The sequence below is a fragment of the Niallia tiangongensis genome (genome assembly GCF_044704065.1).
Taxonomy (GTDB): Bacteria; Bacillota; Bacilli; order Bacillales; family Cytobacillaceae; genus Niallia; species Niallia tiangongensis.
Genome location: NZ_CP162613.1, coordinates 4730920 through 4748013, shown reverse-complemented (window position 1 = coordinate 4748013; position 17094 = coordinate 4730920). Strand labels below are relative to the sequence as shown.

Below are 17094 nucleotides of genomic sequence, written 5' to 3'. Positions count from 1 at the left end.
TAATTCTTTAGATAGGGGTGAAACGCATGAGCATCAAAGCGGAAGAAATCAGTGCTCTTATAAAAAAGCAAATTGAAAGTTACCAATCAGAAGTTCAAGTAAGTGAAGTTGGTACAGTAATTAATATTGGTGATGGTATCGCTCGTGTACATGGCCTAGATAACTGTATGGCTGGAGAACTTGTGGAATTTTCTAATGGAGTAATGGGCTTAGCTCAAAACTTAGAAGAAAGCAATGTAGGTATCATTATTCTTGGTCCTTACACAGATATTCGTGAAGGGGATGAAGTTCGTCGTACAGGAAGAGTCATGGAGGTTCCAGTAGGTGATGCGCTAATCGGACGCGTAGTGAACCCTCTTGGACAACCAGTTGATGGACTTGGTGCAATTAGTACAACAAAAACACGTCCAATCGAATTCTTAGCACCTGGCGTTATGGATCGTAAATCCGTAAGCGAGCCGCTTCAAACAGGTATTAAAGCGATTGATGCATTAGTGCCAATCGGTCGTGGACAGCGTGAGTTAATTATCGGTGACCGCCAAACAGGAAAAACATCTGTAGCAATCGATACGATTCTTAACCAAGCTGACCAAGATATGGTATGTATTTATGTTGCAATTGGACAAAAGGAATCCACTGTACGTAACGCTGTAGAAACATTACGTAAAAATGGTGCCCTAGATTACACGATCGTTGTAACAGCATCCGCTTCTCAACCAGCACCACTACTATACTTAGCTCCATATGCTGGTGTAGCGATGGGTGAAGAATTTATGTATAACGGTAAGCATGTTTTAATCGTATATGATGATTTAACAAAACAAGCATCCGCTTATCGTGAATTGTCCCTATTACTTCGTCGTCCTCCAGGTCGTGAAGCATATCCAGGGGATGTATTCTACTTGCATTCTCGTCTTCTTGAGCGTGCTGCTAAATTAAGCGACGCAAAAGGTGGGGGTTCTATTACAGCTCTTCCATTTATTGAAACACAAGCAGGGGACGTTTCTGCTTATATTCCAACAAACGTAATTTCGATTACAGATGGACAAATTTTCTTACAATCTGATCTATTCTTCTCTGGTGTACGCCCAGCGATAAATGCAGGTTTATCTGTTTCTCGTGTTGGTGGTTCTGCACAAATCAAGGCAATGAAAAAGGTTGCAGGAACATTGCGTTTGGACCTTGCATCATTCCGTGAGCTAGAATCTTTTGCTCAATTTGGCTCTGATTTAGATAAAGCGACACAAGATAAATTAAATCGTGGTGCTCGTACAGTAGAAGTATTGAAGCAAGATCTTAATAGACCGTTAAAAGTAGAAAAACAGGTTGCGATTCTATATGCCCTAACACGTGGCCACTTAGATGATATTCCTGTTACTGATATTAGACGTTTCGAAGAAGAATTCTTAAATTGGCTAGATCACAATCATACAAATGTGGTAGAACATATTGTTTCAACAAAGGATCTTCCATCTGATGATGATATGAAAGCAGCAATTAACGATTTCAAAAAAACGTTTGTAGCTTCTGAATAAGAAGGCAAACTTAAAGATTGGTGGTGAGAATCTTTGGCATCTTTACGCGATATAAAAGCTCGTATTGAATCAACAAAAAAGACTAGCCAGATTACGAAAGCCATGCAAATGGTATATTCGGCTAAAATGAATAGAGCGGTTATTAATGTAAAAGCATTTATTCCGTATATGTCTAAAATGGAAGAAGTGACACATTCAGTAGCGCTCGGCAGCTCAGGCGTTAGCCATCCAATGCTTCAAACACGTCCTGTAAAAAAAACATGCTATCTTGTCATTACTTCCGAACGTGGATTGGCAGGGGCGTACAACAGTAACGTACTTAGAAAATTGAATCAAACAATTAAAGAGCGACATCAATCAAAAGATGAGTATTCTATTATTGTCATTGGAAGAATCGGTAGGGACTTCCTATTAAAACAAGGACATAATGTTATCTTGGATGTAGTTGGACTACCAGATCTACCAGATTTCCTAGATATTAAAGATGTAACAAGCAAAGCCGTAGGCATGTTTGATGATGGTACTTTTGATGAGCTCTATGTTTATTACAGTCATTATGTAAGTGCAATCCAACAGGATGTAGTAGAGAAGAAGGTTCTTCCGTTAACGGATATGGATGCTACGAATACTACATTAACATCTTATGAATTTGAGCCATCAGCAGAAGAAATTCTTGATGTTCTATTACCGCAGTATGCAGAGAGTCTACTATATGGTGCTTTACTAGATAGTAAAGCAAGTGAGCATTCTGCACGTATGACAGCGATGAAGAATTCTACTGATAATGCGAAAGAATTAATAGGTGAATTAAGTCTACAGTATAACCGTGCAAGACAAGCAGCTATTACACAAGAGATTACAGAAATCGTTGGTGGAGCTGCAGCGTTAGAATAACGATGATAAATAAGTTCTGCTTGACGTTAGGTTTTAGCAGAACCTGCTTTTAAGAAAGTTTAGGAGGGAAATTAATGAGCACAGGACGAATTCTTCAAGTTATGGGACCAGTTGTTGACGTGAAGTTCGATGGAGGAAGTCTGCCTGACATTAACAACGCATTAAAAGTTGTTCCAGGTCCAAATAGTACTTCTAACGTAGAATTAACACTTGAAGTGGCCCTTCATTTAGGTGATAACACAGTTCGAGCTATTGCAATGTCTTCTACAGATGGTGTTACAAGAGGCTCAGAGGTAATAGATACTGGAAAATCTATTTCCGTTCCTGTTGGTGATGTTACATTAGGTCGTGTATTTAATGTATTAGGAGAAACAATCGATTTAGATTCAGAAATTCCAGCAAGTGCTAGACGAGATTCAATTCATAGAGAAGCTCCTAAGTTTGAACAATTATCAACACAAGTAGAAATTTTAGAAACTGGTATTAAAGTAGTAGACTTATTAGCCCCTTATATTAAAGGTGGTAAAATCGGTCTATTTGGTGGAGCCGGTGTTGGTAAAACCGTTTTAATTCAGGAATTAATTAATAACATCGCCCAAGAGCATGGTGGTATTTCTGTATTCGCTGGCGTTGGAGAACGTACACGTGAAGGAAATGACCTTTACCATGAAATGACGGATTCTGGTGTTATTAAGAAAACAGCAATGGTATTCGGACAAATGAATGAGCCGCCAGGTGCTCGTATGCGTGTTGCCTTGACAGGATTAACAATGGCAGAATATTTCCGTGATGAACAAGGACAGGACGTTCTATTCTTCATTGATAACATTTTCCGCTTTACTCAAGCTGGTTCTGAGGTTTCTGCGTTGCTTGGTCGTATGCCATCAGCGGTTGGTTACCAACCAACATTAGCAACAGAAATGGGTAGATTACAAGAGCGGATTACATCAACTAATGTAGGTTCTGTAACATCTATCCAAGCTATCTATGTACCAGCCGATGACTATACAGATCCAGCGCCAGCAACAACATTCGCTCACTTAGATGCAACAACAAACCTTGAGCGTAAATTAACAGAGATGGGTATTTACCCAGCAGTAGATCCACTTGCTTCTACGTCCCGTGCCCTTTCCTCTGAAATTGTTGGCGAAGAGCATTATAATGTAGCAAGGAGTGTACAATCTACACTGCAACGTTATAGAGAGCTTCAAGATATCATTAGTATCCTAGGTATGGATGAGCTAAGTGATGACGATAAATTAATCGTTCATCGTGCAAGAAGAATCCAATTCTTCTTATCTCAAAACTTCCACGTTGCGGAACAATTTACAGGCCAGAAAGGTTCTTATGTACCTGTAAAAGAAACCGTAAAAGGATTTAAAGATATCCTTGAGGGAAAATATGATCATCTTCCAGAAGATGCGTTCCGCTTAGTTGGACGTATTGAAGAAGCAATCGAAAAAGCGAAATCTATGGGTGTAGAAGTATAAACTAATCAGGAGGGGTAGTAATGAAGACGATTAAAGTCAATGTAGTAACTCCTGATGGCCCGGTGCATGAATCAGATGTAGAAATGGTGATCGCAAAAGCAGAAAGTGGAGAGCTTGGAATTTTAGCAGGCCATATTCCGATGGTTGCTCCACTTAAAATAGGAGCTGTTCATTTGAAAAAAGGTTCAGATTCTGAATATCTAGCGGTGAATGGTGGAATTTTAGAAGTTCGCCCAGATCAGGTGACAGTACTTGCTCAATCTGCTGAATTAGCGGAAAAAATTGATTATGATCGTGCCTTACGTGCTAAGGAGCGTGCTGAACAAAGGATACATGCCCAGAAAACAGAGCATGTAGACTTTAGACGTGCAGAACTTGCGCTTCAACGTGCAATGAATCGTATATCCATTGTTGAGAAAAAATACTAAAAAAGTCCCTAAGGGGGCTTTTTTAATATGTTAAGATTGCTTAAAAAAAATACAGAGAGGGAAATTTCAATCAGTGGTTTTTCATTATCGCGCTGATTGTTAAGAGGGAATTGGAAAAATTTACTTCTATCACGATGTTACCCGCGACTTGATATACTCCACTTTCCGTGGGGAGAGAACGGAACGGAATCTCATCTCTCTTACTAATCCCAGCATAAGACAACATGTATTCAGGTAGCTCGATATTTTTAAATAAATAAACAACGGTTTTTAGAGGGAAAGGAAAAGTAAATGGTCGGTTGAGAAGCATTCGCTCGACTTCTATGGGAGCTGTTAGAAAGGCAAAGACACTAGAAGGAGCGTAGCGACAAAGGGCGCCCCATGACGAGCTATCGCCTCGGAAAAATGCCCATAGATAGGGGGAATTCACCTTAACTATCAGGAACTCTGACAATCCAATTATCTCGGGCAAAAAACCAAAAAAATACTGAAACAAAGTGAAACTTTTTTATAGGTGAATACGTCAAATAATAGTTGAATCTGTAGGGATAGATTGGAGGAAAAGATGGTAGAAGCTTTTGGACAACAGGCATTACTGAGTATTTTAATACATATCGTGTTTATTGCTCTTTCGTGGTGGGCTTTACAGTCACTGAATTTTGAAAAAATTCTTCGTAAGAATCGAGTTTTCCAAGCAAGAGTATTGTATGTATTATTAGCCATCATTATGGGGTCGATTGTCAGTAATTTTTTACTAGACTACTTAAGTTGGTCACAACAATTACCATTAATATTGAAGTAATTACCATAACAAGAAAAAATTAATAAGAAAGATAGGTCTTCATACATGTTTTCATTGCTCCGTTTTTTCAGTAAAATTCATTTTGTGTGCTTAAATAGTTTGTGTCTTGATTAACGTTTTATTCATGTCAAAAAGTGACGATTAATCATTAGTATGCAATTCTTCTCCTTGGAAACAATGGTAGTATGGGGGAGGAATTACAATGAAGATAAATAAAACGTTAATGATCATAACAATTATAATTGGTTTGGCTTGCCTTACATTTGGGAATAACATCACTATCGCGAGAACGAAGTCGGATTTAATAACAATAAATGAAATTTTACAAAAACAAGAAAACGTAACAATAAATGAATGGTCTCTGCATGCAAGAGAAAGACTGGAAAATGTTACAAGCATTGAAGATGCAAAAGCATATCAGTCAAAATTGAAGAAAGTTTTCCCAAATGGTGACTGGGTAGAAACAAAAACACATCAAAGCTGGCAAGCAAAGATGGTTGTTCCATCCAGTAATCAAACGGAAGAAAGTATTATCATAACCACTTCTTTAACAACTAATGCCGTTCAATCATATATTATCTATGAGGTGAGAGGGAAGAAGTTAGAGGACAAAGAAATGAAAAGGTTAGATATGGAAATAAGCAAAAAAATTCCTGACATATTTCGGGGGGAACCGACAATTTTCTCTTGTATTAAAGGCGAATTCAGTGATAAGATGGATGAGACTTTGCCTTATAAAGTTAACCATTTGCTAGATGTATTTCAGGCAAAAGAAGTAGAGGCGTTGGAAGAGGATGATTTTATATCCACCACCGCTTATACGCCCTTATTTGAAGAACGAATTGATAATAGCGAAAAGGAAATGAACGTACAAATAGGATTGAGAACACAAGATATGGGAGGAAAAACTACGTTTGTAGTTGGCACACCCATCATAACGATTGAATATTAATATAGAGATATTGGACGCGGAGGGGAATAGACTTTGGATAAAATCATCGTCCGCGGCGGAAAAAGGTTAAATGGAACGGTTAAAGTAGAAGGCGCAAAAAATGCCGTTTTGCCTGTGATCGCCGCTACATTATTAGCAAGTGATGGAAAAAGTATAATTAAATCAGTTCCGACTCTTTCAGATGTATATACGATTAATGAAGTATTACGATATTTGAATGCAGACGTACATTTTGAAAATGGAGAAGTAATCGTTGATGCATCAAGCGACTTAAGTGTGGAAGCACCGTTTGAATATGTACGAAAAATGCGTGCATCTGTTTTAGTTATGGGATCTTTGTTAGCAAGAAATGGCCATGCAAGAGTGGCATTGCCTGGGGGTTGCGCAATTGGTTCTAGACCAATTGATCAGCATCTTAAAGGATTTGAAGCAATGGGTGCAAAGGTTCAAGTTGGTAATGGATTTATCGAAGCTTCAGTAGATGGCCGATTAAAAGGAGCAAAAATCTATCTTGATTTTCCAAGTGTAGGTGCTACTGAAAATATTATAATGGCTGCTTCATTAGCAGAAGGTACGACAATTGTAGAAAACGTAGCAAAAGAGCCAGAAATTGTGGACTTAGCAAACTTCCTAAATAAAATGGGAGCAAAAGTAAGAGGCGCAGGTACTGGAACAATTCGTATCGAAGGTGTGGAAGTACTACATGGTACAGAACATACTATTATTCCTGACAGAATTGAAGCGGGCACATTCTTAATTGCTGCTGCTATCACTGGCGGAAATGTACTTGTACAGGGTGCAGTTCCTGAGCATTTATCTTCTTTAATTGCAAAAATGGAAGAGATGGGTGTTGTCTTCAAAGAAGAAGAAGACGGTATCCGTGTAGTTAATGCAGATAATTTAAAAGCTGTAGACATTAAAACAATGCCTCATCCAGGATTCCCAACAGATATGCAATCACAAATGATGGCATTACTTCTTCGTGCAAAAGGAACAAGTATGATTACAGAAACAGTTTTCGAAAATCGCTTTATGCATGTAGAAGAATTCAGACGCATGAATGGCGATGTGAAAATTGAAGGTCGTTCTGTTGTAATGAACGGACCAACTAATCTGCAAGGTGCAGAAGTAGCTGCTACTGATTTGCGTGCCGCTGCTGCTCTGATTTTATCTGGACTTGTAGCTGATGGTATCACACGTGTTACTGAGCTTAAGCATTTAGATCGTGGCTATGTAAATTTCCATCAGAAATTGGCTGCCTTAGGTGCTGATATCGAAAGAATTACGGAAGAAAGTGAATTAACATTAACTGCAAGCTATGTTGCAGATTTAAATGCATAATACAAAGGCAAACTTTATTTATCGAGTACGTTCAGATAAATAAAGTTTGTTTTTTTATGGGCAAAATTATACATAACATGAAAAGATATTTTAGTATAACAATACAGACCCAAATTGGGTGTATGAAAAATGGTTTCCTTTAAAATATCTAATGGAAAAGTTGTTGTATAATAGAAGATATAGCAAGAGGTGTCTAAATAACAGGATTGCTAAAATAGTATGCACAACCGAAATATTTAGAACAATTTTTTTTAGTAAAAGCTATCTGCTTAAACAGAAAAAGAAGGAATAAAAGCTTGTCCACCTCCATAAGAATGTTTTAGAGACAGTTAGAAGGTCTTATTTCTATCTTATGGAGGCTTTTAATTCATGATTAAAATCAAACCTTTCATCGTACTAGGAGTTATTCTGTTTGCTATTACTTTACTTGTTCCCACAATCCTTGTTCTGCCCTCTATTCAGGATAAAAAGGATGAGCCAAAGCGTAATGCAGAATCTGTAGAAGCCACAGAGCCAGCAATAGAAGTAGCCGTATACAGGCAAAATAAGCAAGAAGTAGAGAAATTAGACTTAGAAGAATATGTAGTTGGGGTTGTTGCATCCGAAATGCCAGCGAAGTTTGAAATGGAAGCATTGAAAGCACAAGCCTTAACAGCAAGAACATATATTGTAAAAAGAATGATGAATCAAGAAAAATCGGATTTGCCAGAGGGAGCATTAGTAGGAGACACAATTGATTATCAAGTATACAACAATCAAGAAGAGTTAAAGAAAATTTGGGAAAATGCCGGTTATGATTGGAAAAAGAATATGGAAAAGATTGAAGAGGCTGTAGCAGCTACAAAGGGACAAATATTAACCTATAAGGGCGATCCGATTGATGCCACCTTCTTCTCCACAAGCAATGGTTACACGGAAAATTCAGATGCTATATGGCCCAATTCTATCTCCTATTTACAAAGCGTAGAAAGCCCGTGGGATGTTAATTCTCCAAAGTTTAAAGGGGAGGTAACAATAACTGTAAACGAGCTTGAGAAGACGTTAGGAGTGTCTTTAGGATCTGGCAGTGAAGTATTAGAAGACGTTAAATATACAAAGGGTAAAAGAATAGCAAGTGCAAAAATCAATGGAACAGAAATATCAGGAAAAGATATTAGGGAAAAGTTAAATCTTAAATCAACTGACTTTACAATGGAACGAAAGGGAGATGCCGTATATATTGCCACAAAGGGATATGGTCATGGTGTCGGAATGAGCCAATATGGAGCCAACGGAATGGCAGCCAACGGAAAAACATATGATGAAATCGTTAAATACTATTATAAAGGGGTAGAAGTTACCGCTTCAGATGATATGCTGACGAAATATACAGCTCAGAAATAAGATATAGGCCAAAAAAATCCAACCGAGCGCAGATATGATCCAAACCCAATAAATATATCATCCCAAAGCAAGTCTTCGTTACGAGGCTTGCTTTTTTCGTTCTACTAAAATAGAAAATAAAATTTTCATGAATATTATAAAGAACTTTGTCGAAAAATAAGTGTAAAAAATTTTTATACTAATAGGTATATATTTATCATTATCTGTTCAGAATGATTGCTGAGGTGATGATAAAATGAGAGAGGAAGAAAACAAACGTACTTCTCCAAAAAAGTCAAAAGTAAAGAGCTTTTTTAAAAAGCGTTGGGCATTTCCAGCCGTTTATATCGCAAGTGCTGCTATTATTCTAACAGGTGTCCTTTGGTATCAAAATAGCGCATCAGAAACAGATAAGTATAAATATGATGCTGATATGCCAACAAAGCCAATTGATGAGCCTGCAGAACCAGTAGCAAAGGAATTTGAAAACTTTGCGTGGCCAGTAGTAGATGAAGAGTCATTTATTACACAAAAGGAATTCTACAATAATACGGCAAGTAAAGAAAAACAAGCTGAATCATTAGTGTTTTATAATAATCAATATCAGCCAAACACAGGTATTGATTTAAAAATGGAAGATGATAGTGAATTCAAAGTAGTAGCTGCCTTAAGTGGAACCGTTACTAAAGTGGCGGAAGATTCTCTATTAGGTAACACAATTGAAATTGATCATGAAAATGGGATTAAAACGTATTATCAATCTGTGAAGGACTTCCAAGTAGAGGTTGGCGATGAAGTTAAGAAAGGTCAGCCATTAGCAACTGCTGGAAAAAGTAAGTTAAATCAAGATGCAAGTGTTCATGTTCACTTTGAAGTAAGAAAAGATAATGTTGCTGTAAACCCAATTGATTATTTTGGCAAGCCGTTAAGTGCTTTGCAAAGCGATGATACTTCTGGTGCTACATCAGCAGCTGATTCAGAGGTGGAAGAGTCAAGCTCCGCTGATGAAGAAATGCCAACAGACAACTCATTAGAAAATCGAATAAATTCTAATCAGGATGAAGATGCAGAAGGAACTACAGATCCAAACGCATAATAGAAAAACAGTTGAGATTGAAAAACTGTGAAAAATAATAAGAGGTTGCTATAAAATGCTCTTACATGCATTAGATAAAATCTTATGCAAAGTAAGAAGACTTTTATAGCAGCCTTTTTTTTAGGAAAATAGAAATGGCGTCAAGTTAGTTATCAAAGGTAGTCATTTCTGCACGAAAAAAATACCTTCAGCATGGGAAATGTCGAAAAGGGAAGCATAGATTAATTAAACAAATAAAGCTTCTAGACAAATTCCCCCTCCATTAATGTTTGTACTAGTTCGATTGAATTATATATAAGGAAATCAAATAGGTAAAAAGTAATAGGGTTATTTCGATGTTTTCAGAAACGTTTTAGGAAAAGTAACACTCAAGAGCGAAAACTGACAAATTTCTCGGGAAATATTTGTCCTCAGTAAACTTCAGTTTTGGATATACAAACTTCATTAAAGGGGAAAATTATTTCATTCTAAAATAATCCTTCTACATTTGAATTTCATTTCAGCGCATTAATAAACATTCCTATATTCTATTATCTAATCCAGCATTACCAAGAAAATAGTCAAGAAACTCATTAAAATCAAAGAAATAATAAAAAAAATTAGACAAACCTTGTCCCTATTCATATTTTTTTGCATAAAGTCTCACCCAAGCTAATAAAATGTTACAAACCTTACAAAGAGGAAGTTTGGAGTGAGGGGTCGTTTGAAGACAATGGATATGTAGTCGAGGACATGTTTAATCATAATAAGTACAGAAAGCCTTTGACTTTCTGCCGCATGAAGAATCGTATTTTGCAGGAAAGGAAACGTGCGGGATGAAGAATTTCGATGAAGCGAAAAGCGAGTCTCATTTCACACTTCTCACATCCAATTTAGGGAGGGCGAGTGGTGTGCACGATTACATCAAAGAGAGAACTATCAAGATTGGAAAGTATATCGTGGAGACGAGAAAAACAGTTCGCGTAATAGCGAAAGAGTTTGGCGTATCCAAAAGTACAGTCCATAAAGATTTAACAGAAAGACTTCCTGAAATTAACCCAGATTTAGCAAATGAAGTAAAAGAGATACTTGATTATCATAAATCAATTCGACATCTGCGGGGTGGGGAAGCAACTAAAATGAAGTATAAAAAGGAAGAGCTAGAAGGGGAAACTGTACAGTAAGAAGCATGCGGCAATTTTTCATCACTGTTAGCATTACGTAAGAAAAAAACAGGATGAGATAAAGATTTATAAAAAATGCCCAGAAGATTTTTAAAATAGAAAGGAAAGTTTGAGAAATGCTGCTACAACAGTCTATCGATGGAGGTGACTTCATCGATAGAGAAAAAAAGATTTTGTATAAATATAGGCTCCGATTGAAATGCTAATAAAAGGTACATAATAGCTTTAAAGGACTTTGAAATCAATGTCAGAAAACATAAACAGCTTGAAAATGGTGGAATGATCGTTCAAGAACTGTATGACGTACTATAAATTCTTTTTGTGAAAAAAAACTCATTTTTTTGACAAAAAGTTACTTATTTCTGCATCCATGTGATAGAATAAAAAATTAGAGTGGTATAAATAGATAGAGAAAAAACATACAAAATTTTAACCTAAAACATACATAATGCATCTATTGAAAAAGATAAAATGGTTGATTTAATATAGAGCGATAAGAAAGACATATTTAAGCGATGTAAATAGTTGATGGCATTTTTTAGGGGAGAAATGCCAGCTGGGCGAATGGAAAACATTCAAAACAGAGTATTAAGAAAAATGAATGTTTATTGGTCAGCGTCATTTAATGAAACTTAAGTATGAAGGTATCGTTACATATAGTGTGAAAGCCAGCTCTTTGTCTCTATAAGGAAAATGAAATGACTAAATCAATAATAGGAAAAGCTAAGACGAAGGAGGAGCGTATTTAATGTTTGCTAGAGATATTGGTATAGATTTAGGAACGGCGAATGTTCTAATTCATGTAAAAGGAAAAGGTATAGTATTAAATGAGCCTTCTGTTGTGGCATTAGATCGCAATACAGGCAGAGTATTAGCAGTTGGAGAAGAAGCTCGTCGCATGGTTGGACGTACACCTGGGAATATCGTGGCTATCCGACCATTAAAGGACGGCGTTATTGCTGATTTTGACGTAACTGAAGCAATGTTAAAGCACTTTATCAATAAATTAAACGTAAAAGGATTTCTTTCAAAGCCAAGAATTCTCATTTGCTGTCCAACAAATATTACAAGTGTGGAACAAAAGGCAATTAAAGAAGCAGCGGAGAAAAGCGGTGGAAAGAAAATCTATTTAGAAGAAGAGCCTAAGGTTGCAGCAATTGGTGCTGGAATGGATATTTTCCAACCAAGCGGAAATATGGTTGTTGATATTGGTGGTGGTACAACGGATGTAGCTGTGCTTTCAATGGGCGATATCGTTACATCTTCCAGTATTAAAATGGCTGGTGATAAATTTGATAATGAAATTCTTCAATATATTAAACGCAGATATAAGCTGTTAATTGGAGAACGTACTGCAGAGAATATAAAAATTAATATCGGAACTGTTTTCCCTGGATCTAGAAAAGAAGAAATGGACATCCGTGGACGTGACATGGTTTCTGGACTTCCTAGAACAATTACCGTTTATTCAGATGAAATTGAACAAGCATTGAGAGAATCAGTGACAGTTATTGTACAAGCTGCAAAAAGTGTCCTAGAAAGAACGCCTCCTGAGCTTTCAGCAGATATCATTGATCGTGGAGTTATCTTAACAGGTGGTGGAGCATTACTTCACGGAATTGATTTACTATTAGCAGATGAACTTAAAGTTCCAGTGTTAGTAGCGGAAAATCCAATGGATTGTGTAGCAATAGGTACGGGGATTATGCTAGATAACATTGATCGTCTCCCAAAAAGAAAATTAAGCTAATTAATATGGGGGAGCATAAACAAGAACGAAAAATTCTTGTTTATGCATCGGAAAATGAAATCTAGTTATTTCATACCCGTTTTGTTGAACATTAAACCTAAAAAAATCGGAAATGAGAAAATTTTTTCTTATTCCGATTTTTTATTTTGTTAATGTAAGCTATTTTGAAAGTGAATTTCTTTTTTTAATGGTTGTTTATACTAAAGTGGCCTGAACACATGTAGAAGCCACAGGGAGTAGTGAGATAGATAGGTAAGCCCCCACAAGTGTAATCTAGGAGGGTTAAGCGCAGCCCACGGTAAGCCAAGTGTATTCACGCTGCAGGTTAATTAGCAACAAACATTACGAAAGAGTCTTTTAAAAATAATTGCTGTATGAAACTGCCTAATTTTAGAAAAGAATCCCTCAAAACTCCCTCCTATATCTACCAGTAGATTGTTATAAAGGAAACCCGATATAATAAATGATGAATACAAACATTTTAGACTTTTTTCAACAAAATTTAATGTAATATTTTAATATTTTTTTTATAATAGAGTATATATATGAGAATCGAAAATTTTGTATAGATTGGAGACAAGTATGTTTAAAGGATTCTATACAGCAGCTTCTGGAATGCTTGCACAGCAACGCAAAACTGAAATGCTTTCCAATAATATGGCCAATAGTACGACACCAGGATTTAAAGCAGATCAATCATCTATGAGAGCTTTCCCTGAATTATTACAGCAAAGTGTTAGGAAAAATGCGGTTGGCACTGTCGAAAAAGAACAAGTAGGCTATTTAGCAACAGGAGTCTATATGCAGGAAGCTATACCAAAGTTTACACAGGGAGACCTTAATCAAACGGAACTAAATACGGATTTAGCACTATTAAATGTAAATGTTCCTGGGAATGGTACAAATCCTAGTGGTGGATTATTCTTTACAATCCAAAATGCAAATGGCGATATAGCATATTCACGAAATGGAAATTTCACTTTAGATGGACAAGGCTATTTAACCACTGCTAGCGGATTACGCGTTTTAAATGAAAATAATGAACCCATTCAATTAACAAGCACAGATTTTTCGGTTACATCTGATGGTGTGATTACAGGGAGTAATGGAGAAGCATATCGTCTTGGAATAAGTTATACAGATACACCAGAGCAGCTTGTTAAAGAGGGAGAAGGCTTGTATCGTGCTGAGGACGGTGCGGTTCTTCCGAGTGCTTACGCAAATAATGAAGTGAATTTCCAGATAAAACAAGGGTTTTTAGAGAATTCCAACGTTGATACAGCCCAAACAATGACAGATATGATGACGGCGTATCGAGCATTTGAAGCAAATCAGAAAATGCTGCAGGCATATGATAAGAGCATGGATCAAGCTGCAAATGAAATTGGTAAAATATAAGATTTATTTTTTGATGGCTGCTTCTAAAAGATTGTTGTTTTTGCAAATAAATTATTCAGGCTGCGGGTTAGAAGCAAAAACTTTCCGAAAGCAGCTTTTCAATAGACAGGGTAGTAAAGGAGGATTGCTATGAATAGAACGATGATAACGGCTACTAATACATTGACTCAGCTACAAAAGCAAATGGACCTCATTAGTAATAATATGGCCAATGTTGATACAACTGGCTATAAAAAGCAAAATGGAACCTTTACAGATATGCTTTTTCAGCAATTTAATAACCAAAAGGATGAAGCCCAAGAAGTCAATCGTCAGACTCCAAACGGAATCAGACAAGGCGTAGGCGCAAAAATTGCTCAAACACAATTGGTGATGACACAGGGAACCATTAAAGCATCTGATCGCGTTTTAGATACGGCGTTAACAAAAGAAGGGCAATTATACAGAGTGCTAGTACAGGATGGCGGAGCAACGGAAGTTCGCTATACAAGAGATGGAGCTATGTACTTATCTCCTGTGTCTGATAATGAGAATATGCTCGTTACAAAAGAAGGGCATGCTATCCTTGATGAGAATAATAACCCAATTTTATTAAATAATAATGTTAAAGAATATGCTTTTTCAGCAACAGGAACGCTAACAGTTCAGTTGAATAACGGTGGGCAGGAAATGGTGAATCTTGGTATCTCCTATGCCAATAATCCCCAAAGCCTTGAAAAAACAGGTGATAATTTATACCGACTTTCTGACTCTGCGGATGAAAATCAAGCAATTTTGGATTTAGACGGTGTTAGAAGAAATGAAATTGGGATGCAACAAAATGCATTGGAACAATCTAATGTAGATATAAGCAAAGAAATGGTTAATCTGATTGCTACACAGCGCTCCTATCAATTTCAGTCCAGATCCATCTCTTTAGCAGATCAGATGATGGGATTAGTGAATGGAATACGTTAAAAAGGAGAGAAATGATGGCATTAAATAGTAGTAGTCAGGAAATGGTTAAGACAAGAGAACAGGTAAAAAAAGAACGGAAAGAGAAGAAGAACACAGAAGAGAATGCTTCTCCTAAGCGACAGATAAGAGTTCGTCTGTTTCCTATATGGCTACGCATTATTGCCATCGTTTTTATAATGGTTGTCAGTGTTCTAGCAGGAGCAATTGTTGGGTATAGTGTAATGGGAGACGGAAAAGCAAGCGATACTTTTAAAAAAGAAACATGGACACATATAGTCAATTTAATAAATGCAGAGTAAACAAGAGGGGAATTTTGTATAAATAACATACATATTCCCTTTCTTGATAGTGATTTACCTAAAATATTTTTCAAAACTTTACAGACAGCTGGCTAATATCACACACTTTGAAAAAACATCTAAAAAAAGGAAGGGATATCCCTTCCTTTTTTATAGGATTTTTTAGTACAATAATATATAACCACATATTAGTAGGAGGTCACAAAATGTTAGATATCAATCAAATTAAAGAAATTATTCCGCATCGATATCCATTTTTATTAGTAGATAGAATTTTAGAAGTGGAAGAAGGCAAAAAAGCAGTTGGGATTAAAAATGTTTCTGCTAATGAAGAGTATTTTAATGGACATTTCCCTGAGTATCCTGTAATGCCTGGTGTGCTGATTGTAGAAGCGTTGGCTCAGGTTGGAGCGGTTGCTATGTTGATCAAAGAAGAAAATAAGGGGAGACTGGCATTCTTTGCTGGAGTCGATAGCTGTCGCTTTAAAAAGCAAGTGTATCCAGGGGATCAACTACGTCTTGAAGTAGAAATGACAAGAGTGCGTGGAAACTTCGGGAAGGGAAAATGTGTAGCTACTGTTGATGGTGAAATTGCATGTGAAGCAGAAATCATGTTTGCCCTAGGGGATAAAAAAGAAGCATAATATGTAGGAAAAAAGAGGTTGGGATATAAGTATTCCAGCTTAAAATATACCCGAATGATTATACGAAGATGCCAATGAACGGTTCGTATAATCGTTTGGGCTTTTTTATTCGTTTATAAAAAGGATGTTCCATGAAGTTTGTTGCTATTCCCCGCAATCTGAATGAGTTGTGAGGAGGCTTGGCGCTCGCCCCAGTGAGTCATGCGGTCACCTCGGAAAACAGTTCCCACATCTAAGTTTAGAAAGAGGTTACTTTCAATCATCAATAGCTAACAGTTTTTCAGTTGCCTCCCGGCGAATGGAGTGTCTGTAGCGCAATGGAACGAATTAGTTTTCACACTTGACTATATTTAAAAACATAAATAATCAGTATATGAAAGTAACCTTTATTTAAGAGCTAAATTAGAGAATGTTCGTCTTTACAGATTATCTATTTTATTTTGTCCCAGCCTCTTTTTATTTGCAAAGAAGCTTTACAACTTTGTTTATTATTGGAATTAAAGAATAAGGCGTAATAATTTTCTTTTCTTGGATAACCTAATTATTGACCAATTAAAGGTCCTGATGATACTTATCAAGAAAAGGGGTATAACGAATGAATAAATGGATTAAGTTATTAGGTATTTCAGCGTTATCCGCAATGCTTTTAACAGCATGTGGTGACAATGATGATCAAAGTCCAGCACCAGATGACGATACAACAATTGAAGATACAGATTTAGATACGGATGATGTTGTTCCAGACACTGATTTGGATAACGACAACGAAATAGATGTACCAGATGAGAATACAGATGATGATTTAGATCCAACTAAGGATGATAATGATCCTGGTGAAGACATGATCGAAGATAAAGATGATGCTAATGACAAAGACGACGTAGACGAATAATAAGTCTTCTGCATCAAATGATTTCTAGGCTTTGTTCTTACCAACAAGCTGCTTTTTGGAACGGTAGCTTGTGGTAAGAACGGATCTGAAT

Annotated in this window: 16 protein-coding genes; all 16 read left to right on the top strand. The window is 36.6% G+C overall.

All coding sequences use genetic code 11. The features are described from left to right. The first annotated feature begins 26 nt into the window (after nucleotides 1-26). The 16 genes from atpA (at nucleotide 27) to AB3U99_RS22390 (ending at nucleotide 17003) form a co-directional block, all read left to right on the top strand. Nucleotides 27-1535, top strand: a complete 1509-nt coding sequence (atpA, locus tag AB3U99_RS22465) for a F0F1 ATP synthase subunit alpha (RefSeq protein WP_400244013.1) — start codon at nucleotides 27-29, stop codon at nucleotides 1533-1535. A 33-nt stretch (nucleotides 1536-1568) separates the two neighbouring features. Next, nucleotides 1569-2429: an ATP synthase F1 subunit gamma gene (atpG, locus tag AB3U99_RS22460; RefSeq protein ID WP_400244011.1), complete on the top strand. Its 861-nt coding sequence runs from the start codon at nucleotides 1569-1571 to the stop codon at nucleotides 2427-2429. A gap of 74 nt (nucleotides 2430-2503) precedes the next feature. Further along, complete coding sequence (gene atpD, locus AB3U99_RS22455) at nucleotides 2504-3919, top strand: F0F1 ATP synthase subunit beta (protein ID WP_400244009.1); 1416 nt, start codon at nucleotides 2504-2506, stop codon at nucleotides 3917-3919. Nucleotides 3920-3939: 20 nt separating this feature from the next. Continuing rightward, complete coding sequence (locus AB3U99_RS22450; protein WP_400244007.1) at nucleotides 3940-4347, top strand: F0F1 ATP synthase subunit epsilon; 408 nt, start codon at nucleotides 3940-3942, stop codon at nucleotides 4345-4347. Nucleotides 4348-4912: 565 nt separating this feature from the next. Continuing rightward, nucleotides 4913-5149 carry a DUF1146 family protein gene (locus tag AB3U99_RS22445; RefSeq protein ID WP_400244005.1) on the top strand — a complete coding sequence of 79 codons (237 nt, stop codon included), beginning with the start codon at nucleotides 4913-4915 and terminating at the stop codon, nucleotides 5147-5149. A gap of 202 nt (nucleotides 5150-5351) precedes the next feature. Then, nucleotides 5352-6101 (top strand): YwmB family TATA-box binding protein, encoded by a 750-nt coding sequence (locus tag AB3U99_RS22440; RefSeq protein WP_400244003.1) that lies wholly within the window; start codon nucleotides 5352-5354, stop codon nucleotides 6099-6101. A gap of 33 nt (nucleotides 6102-6134) precedes the next feature. Beyond that, nucleotides 6135-7442, top strand: a complete 1308-nt coding sequence (gene murA / locus AB3U99_RS22435; RefSeq protein WP_400244000.1) for a UDP-N-acetylglucosamine 1-carboxyvinyltransferase — start codon at nucleotides 6135-6137, stop codon at nucleotides 7440-7442. A 369-nt stretch (nucleotides 7443-7811) separates the two neighbouring features. Next, nucleotides 7812-8825 (top strand): stage II sporulation protein D, encoded by a 1014-nt coding sequence (gene spoIID / locus AB3U99_RS22430; protein WP_400243999.1) that lies wholly within the window; start codon nucleotides 7812-7814, stop codon nucleotides 8823-8825. A gap of 235 nt (nucleotides 8826-9060) precedes the next feature. Continuing rightward, on the top strand, nucleotides 9061-9900 hold the full coding sequence (locus tag AB3U99_RS22425) for a peptidoglycan DD-metalloendopeptidase family protein (RefSeq protein WP_400243997.1): 840 nt from the start codon (nucleotides 9061-9063) through the stop codon (nucleotides 9898-9900). An 890-nt stretch (nucleotides 9901-10790) separates the two neighbouring features. Beyond that, nucleotides 10791-11063: a sporulation transcriptional regulator SpoIIID gene (gene spoIIID, locus AB3U99_RS22420; protein WP_016204804.1), complete on the top strand. Its 273-nt coding sequence runs from the start codon at nucleotides 10791-10793 to the stop codon at nucleotides 11061-11063. Between the two features lie 748 nt (nucleotides 11064-11811). After that, nucleotides 11812-12813 carry a rod shape-determining protein gene (locus tag AB3U99_RS22415; RefSeq protein WP_400243994.1) on the top strand — a complete coding sequence of 334 codons (1002 nt, stop codon included), beginning with the start codon at nucleotides 11812-11814 and terminating at the stop codon, nucleotides 12811-12813. A 582-nt stretch (nucleotides 12814-13395) separates the two neighbouring features. Beyond that, a complete protein-coding gene (locus AB3U99_RS22410; protein ID WP_400243992.1) occupies nucleotides 13396-14211 on the top strand; it encodes a flagellar hook-basal body protein in 816 nt (271 codons plus the stop codon). Nucleotides 14212-14340: 129 nt separating this feature from the next. Continuing rightward, nucleotides 14341-15168 (top strand): flagellar hook-basal body protein, encoded by an 828-nt coding sequence (locus tag AB3U99_RS22405; protein WP_400243990.1) that lies wholly within the window; start codon nucleotides 14341-14343, stop codon nucleotides 15166-15168. A gap of 14 nt (nucleotides 15169-15182) precedes the next feature. Next, nucleotides 15183-15467, top strand: coding sequence for a DNA-directed RNA polymerase subunit beta (locus tag AB3U99_RS22400; RefSeq protein ID WP_400243988.1), 285 nt, complete (start codon nucleotides 15183-15185; stop codon nucleotides 15465-15467). A 206-nt stretch (nucleotides 15468-15673) separates the two neighbouring features. Continuing rightward, nucleotides 15674-16111: a 3-hydroxyacyl-ACP dehydratase FabZ gene (gene fabZ, locus AB3U99_RS22395; protein WP_031536700.1), complete on the top strand. Its 438-nt coding sequence runs from the start codon at nucleotides 15674-15676 to the stop codon at nucleotides 16109-16111. Nucleotides 16112-16706: 595 nt separating this feature from the next. Further along, nucleotides 16707-17003, top strand: coding sequence for a hypothetical protein (locus AB3U99_RS22390; protein ID WP_400243985.1), 297 nt, complete (start codon nucleotides 16707-16709; stop codon nucleotides 17001-17003). The last annotated feature ends 91 nt before the right edge of the window (nucleotides 17004-17094 follow it).